Source organism: Stenotrophomonas sp. YJH_SMC_127 (assembly GCF_059372445.1).
In genome coordinates this window covers 117,214-129,706 of the sequence record NZ_JCAFVO010000008.1, presented here as the reverse complement: position 1 = coordinate 129,706, position 12,493 = coordinate 117,214, and the positions used below count along the sequence as shown (strand labels likewise).

General features: G+C 63.4%; 11 protein-coding genes. All 11 read right to left on the bottom strand.

Annotated features, from left to right (window positions below):
- Positions 1-519 precede the first annotated feature (519 nt).
- The gene (locus AC5QAB_RS17065) at positions 520-1,230 is read right to left on the bottom strand and encodes a hypothetical protein (protein WP_197561474.1); all 711 of its coding nucleotides are present in this window, start codon (positions 1,228-1,230) and stop codon (positions 520-522) included.
- Positions 1,230-1,559, bottom strand: a complete 330-nt coding sequence (locus AC5QAB_RS17060; RefSeq protein ID WP_197561475.1) for a hypothetical protein — start codon at positions 1,557-1,559, stop codon at positions 1,230-1,232. Before AC5QAB_RS17060 ends, AC5QAB_RS17065 begins: the two co-directional genes overlap by 1 nt.
- Positions 1,559-5,047: a TipJ family phage tail tip protein gene (locus AC5QAB_RS17055; RefSeq protein WP_197561476.1), complete on the bottom strand. Its 3,489-nt coding sequence runs from the start codon at positions 5,045-5,047 to the stop codon at positions 1,559-1,561. The genes AC5QAB_RS17060 and AC5QAB_RS17055 overlap by 1 nt, the downstream gene beginning before the upstream one ends.
- On the bottom strand, positions 5,044-5,637 hold the full coding sequence (locus tag AC5QAB_RS17050; RefSeq protein ID WP_049405454.1) for a tail assembly protein: 594 nt from the start codon (positions 5,635-5,637) through the stop codon (positions 5,044-5,046). The genes AC5QAB_RS17055 and AC5QAB_RS17050 overlap by 4 nt, the downstream gene beginning before the upstream one ends.
- Positions 5,630-6,370 carry a C40 family peptidase gene (locus AC5QAB_RS17045; RefSeq protein ID WP_014645609.1) on the bottom strand — a complete coding sequence of 247 codons (741 nt, stop codon included), beginning with the start codon at positions 6,368-6,370 and terminating at the stop codon, positions 5,630-5,632. Before AC5QAB_RS17045 ends, AC5QAB_RS17050 begins: the two co-directional genes overlap by 8 nt.
- A gap of 62 nt (positions 6,371-6,432) precedes the next feature.
- On the bottom strand, positions 6,433-7,128 hold the full coding sequence (locus AC5QAB_RS17040; RefSeq protein ID WP_014645608.1) for a phage minor tail protein L: 696 nt from the start codon (positions 7,126-7,128) through the stop codon (positions 6,433-6,435).
- On the bottom strand, positions 7,125-7,445 hold the full coding sequence (locus AC5QAB_RS17035) for a hypothetical protein (protein ID WP_495202841.1): 321 nt from the start codon (positions 7,443-7,445) through the stop codon (positions 7,125-7,127). The genes AC5QAB_RS17040 and AC5QAB_RS17035 overlap by 4 nt, the downstream gene beginning before the upstream one ends.
- Positions 7,446-7,566: 121 nt before the next feature.
- Positions 7,567-8,679 carry a hypothetical protein gene (locus tag AC5QAB_RS17030; RefSeq protein ID WP_495233511.1) on the bottom strand — a complete coding sequence of 371 codons (1,113 nt, stop codon included), beginning with the start codon at positions 8,677-8,679 and terminating at the stop codon, positions 7,567-7,569.
- A gap of 202 nt (positions 8,680-8,881) precedes the next feature.
- On the bottom strand, positions 8,882-10,018 hold the full coding sequence (locus AC5QAB_RS17025) for a hypothetical protein (RefSeq protein WP_495233510.1): 1,137 nt from the start codon (positions 10,016-10,018) through the stop codon (positions 8,882-8,884).
- Positions 10,019-10,049: 31 nt separating this feature from the next.
- Positions 10,050-11,201, bottom strand: coding sequence for a hypothetical protein (locus AC5QAB_RS17020; RefSeq protein WP_050483466.1), 1,152 nt, complete (start codon positions 11,199-11,201; stop codon positions 10,050-10,052).
- A 117-nt stretch (positions 11,202-11,318) separates the two neighbouring features.
- Positions 11,319-12,491, bottom strand: a complete 1,173-nt coding sequence (locus tag AC5QAB_RS17015; protein WP_032956273.1) for a hypothetical protein — start codon at positions 12,489-12,491, stop codon at positions 11,319-11,321.
- Between the last annotated feature and the right edge of the window lie 2 nt (positions 12,492-12,493).

Here is a 12,493-nt window from a genome sequence, read left to right as displayed (position 1 = left end):
CTACGCGAGCGAGGATTTCAGATGCCTGACTGGATTCAGAATGCGTGCACGTCGTCGCAGATGCAGGACGCGTAAACCTCAATGCCCACCCGCGCGCCCGCCCACCTGTTCGATCAACGTCTGGCTGGCCGCATTCAAGCCCACCACCGTCACCTCCGCCCCATGCTTGGCGAGCTTCGGAGTCGACGCCGGGGATGAGCGAGAAGGCGATGGCCTCGGGAATCAGGGCCAGGGCGACGACCTTGCCGGACAACAGACCATCACGAATCTTGCCGAGCCATTGCTGGTGCAAGGGAGTCGGACGCTTGCGTGGGAAAACTCCGAGCGCACGCGGGCGTGGCCACATGGCGCTGCAGTGGAAAGACACGGGTTCCTGAGCCGGGCGGGCCGGCTGCCGATGTGCGGCAAGGGTCAGGGTGGCGTGATCACTGCAGTGCGCCGTCGAGGAGCGTAGCAGGGGCGCAGTCTATGGGAAGGGCCCAGGCGGCTCAAATGGCCGCCCGGGCCGGCAATCCCCGCTCAGTAGGTGTAAGCCGCAAGGACGAAGCTTGGCAGACGCGAGGCGAACGACTGATAGGACGCTCCACTGAGGGAACGCTGGCGATTGGCAGCTTGCCGGGTGAAGTTGACGCGCATCTGCGATGCGTTCGGCGTGCTGATGGCCGCCGCATAGCGCATGTTGGTACGGATGGTGGGATTACCGCTGGGCATCGCATAGACATCGTGACAAAGGCCGATGTCTGACAGCAGGTAGGCAAGATTGTCGCCCGGGCCGTTGATCAGGTCACCGGTGAGAATGTTCTCGTTGGACATCTCGCTGGGGAGCGGCGGTCGGGCGCCAGTCGTATTGACCAGGCCCGCCATGCGCAGCGGGCGGCTGCTCATGTCCCACTGCAGCGAACCGTCGGCGTTGTAGACCTGCATGCCAGTATTGTTGCTGGGAACCGCATGTCCCCATGCCCACCATTCAAAACTGGTGGTGCCCTGGGCCATGTTCCAGCTGAAACCTGCAGTGCCGGTGGAGATCCGCGTGGAGCCGCCATTGCAGCGGATGAACACCAGGTAGGGCACGCTCTGCGCGGGCAAACTGACCGATCCACGCTGGCCCAACGGCGACGTGTTGCTACCGATGGACTCCACCCCCTTGCCTGCCGCGAAGAAGGCAAGGGCGTGTGCGTTGACCAGAACGGGGACGCCGCTGTCGTTGGTGACTTCAAGGCCGACGGTCATCAGAAACTCCCGTAGAAGACATAGGCATTGGGATTGGTGGTCGTCATGAACGTGAAGTTGAGTGTGAGGTAGTCGCCCTCGGCGGCGCCTGGTTTGTTGAAGGACATGGATGCCATGTTCGGCGCGGAGAACTGGTTTCCATTCATGTCCTGCCAGCTGTCCCAGAAGGTGCTCGGCAGAATCGCGAATGGCTGCCCCATGCCCCCCATGCCCACATAGATGCTGTCTCTGGTGCTGACGTGCATCTCACCCATTACCTTGCCGACACGATCATTGGTGTCGAACCACATCTGCCCGTCCGGGCCGAATATCTGCATACCTGTTGCCATTACCAGATCCCCATGCGGACGCGGACGCGGCCGTTGCTGTCGTAAACGTGGATGACACTGTCATTGATGGTCAGGCGGCCGCCGTTCTCGGGGCCGTTCATCGTCAACGTGCCGTTCTTGTCTAGCCTCCATCGCGGTTGCCCGCCGGCACCAACCGCATTGGACTGGATCACGTCGCCGATCATGGCGTTCTGGATCCAGCCGTTGCCGATCAGTGCCTGGCTGATGAAGGTCTGCCCGCCCTGCACCACGAAGGGCGCACTGACCTGCCCGCTGTTGGTGTTGAACAGCGCGAAGCGATCAGCCTGCATCAGGATCTGGCTCTGGTAGCTGCCATCTGGCTGCTGCTCCACGCCCAGACCCATGCCGGCCATGTAGATCTGCCCGGCGCTGGTGATCTGCGCCTTGACCGTATAGGTCGCGCTGACCTTGCCATCCAGGTTCACCACGGCCTGCGAGACCTGCTGGACCGCCGCGCTCACGCCTTCGATCTTGCCCGGAACACCCTCGATGGATGCTTCGACCGTATCCACACGCTTGGCCAGCGCCGCGTCCTTCTCGGCCATCACGCTGTAGACGGTGATGGCACCGGCGCTGACATCGTTCTCGCCGACGTTGTAGTCCTCCTCGCCGGCAGTGTGGTCGCTGACCTGGGCAAACAGGCCGTCGACCTTCTGCCCCTGCGCAGCCACCTTGCCATCGACGTCGGTCACGTCCATTTCCAGCTGGTCGACACGGCCGACGATGGCGCCCGCCTCGGCGATCGCGTCGCCGATGTTCTTCCAGTGGCTGCCCGGCGGCGTCTCGTTGCCTGCAGCGGCGCCCTGCCAGCTCCAGATCCTGCCGTCGTGGATGACGGTCTGCCCTGGGCTGTAGGTTGCCTCGGCATTCCAGACCAGCGGCAGCACTTCGGTGACGCGCTCGATCTTGCCCTTCAGCTGTTGGCCCAGCGCGCTTTCGTTGATGCGGCCGGCGAAGTAGGCATCGTAGTCCGAAGGGTTGCTGCTGGACTCGCCCAGAACACCCGCCTCCACCGGATGCCACGGACCCACGTTGCCGCTGCGATCGACCAGGCGCCCCCAGAACCAGAAGCGTGCGCCCGCCGCGAGACCGTTCATCTGGTGCCGCGACTGTGGATAGGCGAAGTCGCCAAGCTTGATGGCCGCTGCGCGATCCGGGCTGGCGCTGTACCAGAGCTCCGTGCGTTCGGTATCCGTGGCGCCTGCCGGGAATTGCCAGCCCAGCTCGATGCCGAACACCCTGCTGCGCGCGGTCAGCGAGGTCAATGCCGGTGGCGGCGTCGTCTTGCCTTCAATGGTGGTGAGCATGCTGAGCGTCGGCTGCGATACGGCGCCCAGCGCATTGACCGCGCGTACGCGGGCCAGATACTCGCCTGCGTAGACGCCCCGCACTTCCAGGCTCTGCGTCCCGACGCGGCCAGCGCGGACCCAGTTGAGATCGCCACGGCGCCATTCCACGTCATAACCGATCGCCTTGTCCGCAGCATCCCACTCGATGGTGAGCACGGAGGTAGCGATGCCCTGGTCGACCACCACATGCGAGGCCATCCGCACGCTGGCCGGTGCCGGCTGCACGCTGGGCGGGATGATGCTGATCGGCGGCTGCTCCAGGCGCGTGCCATCGTCGATGGCGGCGTACTTGCCCGGCACGTGCTTGAGCGCGGTGATCTGATAGGTCAGGTCGTCGCCTTCGCTGATCGACAGCACGCGATAGTGCTGCAGGGCCAGCTCCGGCGATTCCAATGCCCAGACCGACTGCGCCACCGGCACCGCCGACCACGGCGCGCTGACGGTCACCGTCTCGCCGTCCACCGACTGCACCGTGCGTGCTTCGGTCTGCCCGCTGGGCAGGGTGGCACGCAGGGTGTCACCGGCCGCGATCTGTTCCGGCATGCGGTCCAGCACCAGGCTGCGCGCACCTGCACTGCGGATGCGACCCGCATTGCGGCGGCCGGCGCGGTTCGGGTCGGCCACCTGGATCACATCACCGGGCATGCAGCCCAGCGCATCCAGGCCCACCGAGAAGCTGATCGTCTCGGTTTCCAGCATCTCGGTATGCAGGATGTGGTTGCCCACGCGCTGCGCCTGCGAACGCGAGTGGCAGCCCACCGCCGTCACTTCGGTCTGGTTGATGCCGTAGCGGGCCACGCCAGGCAGGTGCTGCACCACTTCGACCTTCTGCCGGCCGAAGTCGTCCGGATCGATCCACGACACCAGGGCCACCGTGTGCCGCGCCGTGCGGCTGCTGCCGGCATAGTGGAAGCGCCCTTCGATGACGTTGGCCTGGCTGTAGGTCAGCACCGGGTCCTTGGGCATGTCGGCCGAGGCCATCACCTGCCCCGCCGCATAGAAGCTGATGCCGCGGAACATGGTGGCGATGTCCTGCAGCACGCGGTAGGCCTCGGCGCGGGTCTGCAGATACAGGCTGCAGGTGAAGCGCGGCTCCTTGCCGCCCTGGCCATCGCTGACCAGTTCATCGCAGTAGCGCGCGATCTGGTACAGCCGCCACTTGTCCACCCAGTCCAGCGGAACACGATGGCCCAGGCCGAAGCGATCGTTGGTGACGATGTCGAAGAACACCCAGGCCGGATTGTTGGTCCAGCCACTCTTGAAGGTACCGTCCCACACACCGCTGTAGAGACGGCTGAGCGGATCGTAGTTGGAGGGGATGCGTACGATGCGGCCCCACAGCTGGTAGGACCGGGTGGGAATGTTCTGGAACTGGCTGGCATCAACCTGCACCGCCGCCAGCGCACAGTTCGGATAGCGCAGCTTGGCATCGATGATCTCGGTCATCGACAGCACGTTGATGGTATCGGCGATGGTGCTGCTGTTGGCGTTGGCGGTCAGCCGGCGGATGCGCACCTGCCACTGGCTGCCGGCAGGCAGATCGATGCGGCGGCTGCGCTCGTACTGGCTGGTGGTCTTGCCGCTGAAGGCATCGGTCAGCACCGTGCTGAACGGGCCGCCGTCGGTGGACAGATCCACCGCGTACATGATCCGGTAGCCTTCAGTGTCGCCGTTCTCGGTGTTGGTCTTCTGCAACGCCGGCACCGCAAAGCGGATACGGACGGCTGACAGATCGGCACCCGATACGGTGCGCACCACCGGCGCATCGCTGCGCAGCTCGACGTTGACCCCGACTTCGTTCTCGATGGAGGGGAAGCCGCTGATGTGCTCCTGGTCCTGGGTGCCGGAACGCGTCTGCACGTCCACGCCGGAGAAGTTCAGCGTGCCGTCCGGATTCTCGATCGGCACCTGGTCCAGGTAGATCGACTGCTTGCCGGCGACCAGGCCACGGATCTCGCCCTCGCTGGCGAGGTCGATGATGCGGGCCACCGCCATCGAGTGCAGGCTGTCGGCGGTTTCGACCGGGGTCCGGGCGTTGCTCGCGCCCTTCTTGGCGCCCGCCAGCACTGGCGTGGCTGCGCCACGCGTGCGCGGCGTGGGATGAGTGGTCTGATTCAAAACTGGTCCTCCGCCAGGATGCCGCCGCTGATCACGGCCGAGCCGATGAACATGCCCTTGGTGTCATGGCCGCCATAGGCGACCGGCACGGGGTTGCCTTGCGCCTGCGTGTTGACGGTGCCGTTCATGCTGTAGCTGGGTGCGTTTTCGGGTGTGTCTTTGGCGCCCAGGCCTTTTGGCTGTGGGGAGAGCATCTGGGTGATCCCGCCAACCACCATGCTGACGCCGGTTGATACCAGTGCAGCTCCGCCAGCCCAAGATGTGTAGCTCCCCACAACGATCAGCACGATGCCAATGATGGTTTGCAGTACACCGCCCCGCTTGCTGCCCACCAGCACCGGCGCGATGCGGATGTCATCCTGTCCCGGCGGGTCGTGCAGCTGATCCCGCGACAGGTTCTGCCGCCCGTTGAACACGGCAAACTCCATGCCCTTGGCCTTTGCGCCCATCAGGTACTGCTGGAATCCCGGCAGCATCGTGCACAGCGCATGCACCGCCTCGGCCGGGCTGTTCACCGCCAGCCGGAACCTGCGCCCGAAGCGGGCACCCAGCTTGCCGTACAGGCGGATCGTACGAAGACGGTCAGTCATGGCGCACCTCGCGATGGCGGACGATGCAACGGGTGCGCTCGGCCCACATGCCGCCGTACGGTACGGTCTCCGACAGGCGGCCATGCAGGTGATGCAGCATCTGCCCGTCGCCGAGGTAGATGCCCGCGTGGTTGGTGACCGGCGAACGGATCTGCATCAGGATCATGTCGCCCCGCTGCGGCTCGCCCTCGATCAGGTCGAAGCCCTCGGCGTGCAGCCGTTCAAGGCTGTACAGGTCCTGGCCGTGGCTCCACCAGTCGTCCTGGCGTTCGTACTCGGACAGCGGGATGCCCAGTTCGCGTGCGTGGAAATCGCGGACCAGGCTGTAGCAGTCCAGCACACCGTGGGCGAACTGGCGACCGACCAACGGTGCCATGTAGCCAGTGGGATGCAGGGTCTGCAGATCACCGCACAGCGGTGCCTCGCCTGTTACCTGGCCGACGCTGACGATGTGCCAGGTCAGCCCGCTGCGCTCGCACATGACCCGATCGGCGTCGGACGGCGTTGCGGCGGCATCGGGATGGCTGTGCACCAGGGCCAGCACCTCGCCCTTGTCCTCGGCCACGGCATAGTCCTCAGCGGGCAGGCGGAAATGCTCGCTGGGCGTGGCGGCCACGTTGCGGCAGGGAAGATAGCGTTCGTGGCCTTCAATGGCCACGATCAGCCCGCAGCATTCGCGCGGGTACTCGGCCACGGCGTGCGCCTGGATGGCCTGCAGGGTTGTCGGTTGCATGTTTCACCCATGAAAAAGGCCCGCGCGGGCGGGCCTGGAAAGTGGAATCGGGAGGGAGTCGATCAGGAGCGCAACAGGCCCGCGGCGGGGAAGCCGCCATAGGGCAGCGGCTTGTCCTGGCCGAAGCGCAGCTTGCAGCTGCGTACCCGACCGCCGCACTGGTCACGCGCCGGATCATCGGTGGCGACGTCGTCGCTGTCGGCCACCGCTGGACCGTTGTAGCCGCAGTACGCGCCGCGATAGCCGCCACGCACCAGCCAGCCACACATGCCGGCGATGATCTGCCTGCCCGGCAGCTGCTGCCCATTGAGATCGATCGCGGTGGTCAGCTCGAATTCGACCATCTGCTTGTCCTCACCGATCTTGCGCTCGATGAACCAGACTTCATCAGGGAAGTGCTCGCCGGGATCCGCGCTGGGATTGCCTTCCTCGAAGTTGGCGGCATCCAGGTACTTGGCCAGTGTCTGCCGGCGGATGATGCGGGCACCGACCAGGTCATCGAACAACAGGCACATGGCGGTGATGCGGCCATCGATGTTGCTCACGCGCAGGCGCGGGTTCGGCGGTTGGTCGCTGGTGCGCTCGAAGCCGCTGGCCTCGATCGGCCAGGGGCCATATTCCTGGCCCTGCCACCAGATGAGGCCACTCTGCAGGTGCGCGTGGAAGAAGAGCTTGTCGGCGCCGAAACTGCTGGCGTCGAGTTCATAGACGGTGATGCGGCCACCCGGCTCAAGCTGCTGGGCATCGGCGGTGATCATGGGGTGTTCTCCTGTTTCGACCAATCGAACATGTGGGGCTGTGGAAGTGCCGTACGAACCTGCTCCCAGCTCTCAACGCCTGCAGGCCAATCTTCGGCAAGCTCCTCGAGCGCGACACTGACTGCGTCGCGCCAGGCGATCATGGCAGCGGCATTCTGTGCATAGCGGGGGACAGTACTGTTGATGTAGCTGCAGCAGTTCTCGATGCTGTCGTGGCCGAGGCGAAGCGCATATGGCGTCATCCAGTCCCATGCCAGGGAGCGCAACAGCTGATGACGGCGCTCCGACGTGATGCTGAGCAGAGATTCAGCAGCCACTGCGGTATTTCCGGCCGCCACCCACTCCTCGTAAAGGGCCCATGAGCGGTGCCCTCTCGGTATGAAGGTGGATGAGTCCGTGCACCTGACAATGTCTGGATTTCCTGTCAGTTGATACATTTCAGATCTCCGCGTCCGATGTCCAGTGCCACCACATTCCCCAGGCGCCACTGTTGTTGTTGCCGTAGAGTGAGAACCCCGATTGGGATGCGTCCTCGACCACGCCATTGATGTCGGCGTTGTTGTTCTGGCAGATTTTCCCTGCCGCTCCGGACTCGGAGGAGTAGAGGGTGACCGCCGCCGAGCTGCGTTTGGGAACCCGGTACTGCTGGTAGAAGAAGTTCAGAGCGTTCGCGGCGGTAGACTGTGCTACACAGCTCCGCCCTTGGCGGGTAACCGTTCCCGGGGGTACCGCCGCGGGGTAGCTCTTTTCGAAGTAGCGTTGGCAGAGCATCAGCTCAATCGAGTCTGGCCGCAGTTCATACTCTGTCGGCGTAGCCCCTCGCTCCAGCTGCATGCACGTCAGGGAGAATGAGCCCGATTGGGCGACGAGCTGACCGCCATAGGCCGCAGGCGTGCAGAAATCCACAATGACATGAAGCTTGCTGTTCGGCCCGACCGCTTTTCCCTGGATGCTTGGCAGATCAGCCGTGAAGTAGCGCAATGAAGATGCAGTGCCAAGTTCCTGGACACCTGCATAAACGGTCACATCCGGAGATCCACCCGATCCGAAAGATTGAATGAAGCGCACGCCGACTTTTCTTTCGGGTGAATCCGCCCATGCCTGCATGCTCAGGGTGACTTTTGACCCGGACAGCGTCTGCACGCCTTCGACCGGCTGCGTACAGAAGGCTTCCGTGGCAGCAGTCGCCCCGGATACATCGCAGCTCATATAGCCTGGAACGCCAAACGCGGGGGTTCCAAACTCTTTTCGAGCCACCCTGACCTGACCCGCCCCGGTACATACGATCTGATACCTGTCGGGAACATAGACTGCGAGTGGCGCAACCACCGTCCTGCTGCCGCCTCTTTGCCAAAAACGGAAGTCACCATTGATCAGAACATTGCGTCCCGTCAGCCTGCCTGCGATCCCCGCGAGCGTGGATTCCACATTACCCAGCCCGTCGTAGACCTCTGCAAAATTCGCATTGATCTTTGTGAACGCCGGGCGCTGTGTTTCACCCCGCTTGCCGTTCGCCTGAACGGTATCAAGGTCGATTATCTTTCTGCTCATTTAGCTTTCCTTGCCGCATCGTCGAAGCCTGCGGTCATGTTGTACTTCGGCCGGCTCATTCCGAAGGATGCCGGGCCACGGAGGGTTCATGGATCCCCTCAGGACTGTCGGTTGCATCTTCCATCCATGAAACAGCCCGTGTGGCGGCCAGGTGGCAATCGGAAGTGCAGCAGGCTCGTTTGTGGAGGGGCGGTTGCAGGGGTCAGAGCTCAGCGTCTGCGTGCACCAGGACCTGGGAGGTGGTCGACCACACCACCACCGCACCCCAGAGCTGCATGTTGTTCGGCATCGAGGCGATGACTGCCGCGTCAACGGTGGACTGCCAGCTGGGCGCTCCGCCGTCGAAGTTGACCAGGTTTCCGGCATTGCCGAAGCCCACCAGGTTCAGCGCGGTGGACGGCGAGGAGATTCTGGGTGCTGAGCGCTTGCGCACCTTGAACGGGATGCACGCTCGCGTGTCGCCGTTGGCGGTGTAGGTGATGCCGATGATCCGGTTTACATCCACCGTCTCGTAGTAGCGCTGGCACAACAGCAGCTCCAGTGCTTCGGACCGGCGGTCGAAGTCGGTGGCGGTATCGCCTTCTTCGATCTGCACTTCGGCCACTTGCACGCTGCCGCTCTTCTGCCCGGCGGCGAACGCGCGGCCGCCGAAATCGGCACCTGCGTCCAGCCAGAAGCTCAGTTGCAGGTAGCTGTCCGGGCCCAGCGTCTTGCCGGCAAGACCGGGAACTTCCACGGTGACCTGGTGCCATCGCCACAGCGTATCGAGCACGACCGAGGCGCCGATGCTGTCGCGCGCGGTAGACCCACCCGTTCCGTAGGACTGCTGCAGCTCCACGCCGATGCGGAAGTCGTCCACCGAGGCGCGCGCCTTGAAACTGATCGTGACGGTGCGCCCGGCCAGTGTCCGGACATCCTCGATGCGCTGTTGGACTAGCGCCATGTTGCCGGCACCGGCAACGCTCTGCACCTCCAGCCGAAGCAGGTGGCGCGACCCAGCCAGCAGGCGCCCTCCCTGGCCGCCGCCTGGAGGCACATCCTCGCGTGAGGCAGCCACCTTGGTGCCGATGGCATTGACCGCCCAGCGGTCAGCGATGTAGCGAGAGCCCGTGGATGCAGGGAACGCTGCACCGCGCTGCCAGAACCGGAAGTCGACGTTGATGAGGTAGTTGCGGCCAGCCATTCGGCCATCCAACCCATCCACCGCAGTCTGGACGGCATCCAACCCGCCATATACTTCGGCGAAGTTGTCGTTGATCTTGGTAAACGCCGGGCGCTGTGTTTCACCACGCTTACCGTTCGCCTGAACGGTATCGAGGTCGATGATTTTTCTCGTCATTGCTGTCGTCCTGTTCCCTGCGGGCGCCCCATCAAAGCTCGGCGTCGGCCCACCAATGCCACCAGCCGCCCCAGCGGCCTGGATTGTTGGTCCAGCTGACTTCGTACCCGGAAGGCGAGGCGTAGTTGACCAGGCAGGGCACGCGGGAGATGTTGTCTTCCGCGATGTGTCCATCCTGCTGGATGTTGTCGGCCGAGATGATCATCACGTAGGGATGAGCGCGCTTTGCCGTCTGGAATCGCACGCTCTGGTAATGCGCCATTCCCGGTGAGTTGATCGAGAATGCCTCGCGCCCTTCGTTGTGCGCCGTGTTGGGTACGATGTCGAGGTTGTAGCTCTTCTCGTAGTAGCGCTGGCACAACGCCAGTTCCACACCTGGCGGCCGCCAGTCGAAGCGTGTCGCTGCGCGGCCCGATTCGACCTGGAACTGGGTGAAGCCGAACGAGCCGTTCTGTGCCACCAGCTCGCCCTTCTGGCCAGTACCGCACAGGTCGAACACTACGTAGAGATGGTCGTTGCCGTTGCTGCCGAGCACCTTTCCCCGCGTACTCGGCAACGTCACCGTGATGCTGTGACGTTTGGCGGTGGTGCCCAGTGTGAGTACACCGGCTTCCAGCACCACTTGCGGCGAGGGTGAGCCGCCGGTTCCGAAATCCTGGATGACACGCACGCCCACACTGCGACCGGGCGCATCAGAGTTCGCCCATACCGAGATCGTGATGTCTCCACTTGCACTGCCGACACCCTCGATCTTCTGCCCCATCCAGGCGCCACTTCTGGCGATGGCCTCGGATACGGTGCAGACCAGAATCGACCGTGTATCTTCCGGAAATCCGGCCTGCCCGTCGTACGCCACGCGCTGTACGTCGTGGTTGCAGACCAGCGCCGAGTTCGTGAAACGGTCGGCGAAGAACACTTCCGCGCCCAGCGTCCCCGACCCAGTGCCGACACGACCAGATGTACGGCGCTGCCAGAACTGCAGGGCACCATTGATGAGCAGATTCCTGCCTGGAACGCGCTCGGTGATGGCATTCGCCACGGTTTCCGGGATCTTCGCGACCTCGGTCAACGCGTCGTAGACCTCGGCGAAATTCTCGTTGATCTTGGTAAACGCCGGGCGCTGTGTTTCACCCCGCTTTCCGTTCGGTTGAACGGAATCGAGGTCGATGATCTTTCTTGCCATTGTTGGCTCCTTGAACGAGGTGAATCGGCGGCGTCCGATCGGGGTCTGAGTACTTTCATTCCGTCAATGGGCGGATCTCACGGCTTTCCGCCCGATCCCGCAGACGCATGAATGCACTCAGAGTTCGGCATCGGCGGTGTAGTGGCCTGCCAGTAGAACAGAGCCGCTTACCAGGAAGCCCGCACCGCCTACGTCAGCCATGAACGCCTGGCTCGTTGCCATGACTACGTTAGTCAGCGTTCCCGCGCGCCATGTTCCGCCCGCGGCGTCGTAGTACCTCCAGAAGCTCGGCGATCCGATGTCACCACCTTCTCCGCCTGCATGGAACAGCAGCTTTGGCGTGCTGCGCATCGTGCCTTTGAACTCTGCAACAACCCGGCAGGTACCACTGTTGAAGGCCACGGCGTTCCGATGGACGGCGGAGCTGCTCCTGCTGTTGGGAACCTCTGTAACAGGAAAGGACTTCTGGTAGTAGCGCTGGCACAGCGCAAGCTCGTGGGCCGGTGATCTCCACTCGAAGCGGGTCGCCCGTGCGCCGGCTTCCCATTGCATTTCACCGAAGTACAACTGGCCTGCCTGCGCGCCGAGCCCTCCTGTGCGCGCGTTGAAGTCGCTGCCTGCTGAGAGCCATACCGCACAGATGACCGAATCATCGCCACCGCCAAGCGTCTTACCGTAGATGGAAGGAAGACTGACGGTCTTGCTGATCCGGTTCAGGCCCTGTGCGAGCGTGAAAACTTCCGGCTGGATCGCCGTGACAGTGGGGCTTCCGCCCGTTCCGAAGCGCTGCAGGAACTCGACTGCGATCTTTCTGCCTGCGGTGCCTGCGTTGTAGACCAGGAAGGATAGCGTGCTCTCCGATGCGGCAAAGGTCCGCACACTTTCCACACGCTGCTCGAACAGGAAATGGTGTCCGGCGGCGTTGTGATTCCCGTTGCAATTGGCGGCCAACGTAAACAGGCTTCTCGGGAAGTTCGAATCGCCCGGGGCAACGGGTGATTTGAATATGACTGCTCCGTCCATCCCTCCCTGCTGTGCAAAGAATCTGTCTGCACAGTAGGCAGCGGCGGCGGTGAAGTTGTCCCCACGCTGCCAGAGCTCGAAATTCCCATTGATCAAACGGTTCTTTCCCGAGACTGAGTCTGCGATGGCACCAGGCATTCCCTCCAGCGCAAACGCAACGTCCTGAAAGTTCTGGTTGATCTTGGTGAAGGCGGGCCGCTGGGTCTCCCCCCGCTTTCCGTTGGGCTGGATGGTATCCAGGTCGATTCGTTGAAGATCAATGCTCATGC

What these genes read in the sequence shown, in the direction of transcription:
- AC5QAB_RS17065 (WP_197561474.1), bottom strand. Translation starts at nt 1,230, where the DNA reads ATGACCGTCGGCCTTGAAGTCACCAACGACAGCGGCGTCCCCGTTCTG.
- AC5QAB_RS17060 (WP_197561475.1), bottom strand. Translation starts at nt 1,559, where the DNA reads ATGGCAACAGGTATGCAGATATTCGGCCCGGACGGGCAGATGTGGTTC.
- AC5QAB_RS17050 (WP_049405454.1), bottom strand. Translation starts at nt 5,637, where the DNA reads ATGACTGACCGTCTTCGTACGATCCGCCTGTACGGCAAGCTGGGTGCC.
- AC5QAB_RS17045 (WP_014645609.1), bottom strand. Translation starts at nt 6,370, where the DNA reads ATGCAACCGACAACCCTGCAGGCCATCCAGGCGCACGCCGTGGCCGAG.
- AC5QAB_RS17040 (WP_014645608.1), bottom strand. Translation starts at nt 7,128, where the DNA reads ATGATCACCGCCGATGCCCAGCAGCTTGAGCCGGGTGGCCGCATCACC.
- AC5QAB_RS17030 (WP_495233511.1), bottom strand. Translation starts at nt 8,679, where the DNA reads ATGAGCAGAAAGATAATCGACCTTGATACCGTTCAGGCGAACGGCAAG.
- AC5QAB_RS17025 (WP_495233510.1), bottom strand. Translation starts at nt 10,018, where the DNA reads ATGACGAGAAAAATCATCGACCTCGATACCGTTCAGGCGAACGGTAAG.
- AC5QAB_RS17020 (WP_050483466.1), bottom strand. Translation starts at nt 11,201, where the DNA reads ATGGCAAGAAAGATCATCGACCTCGATTCCGTTCAACCGAACGGAAAG.
- AC5QAB_RS17015 (WP_032956273.1), bottom strand. Translation starts at nt 12,491, where the DNA reads ATGAGCATTGATCTTCAACGAATCGACCTGGATACCATCCAGCCCAAC.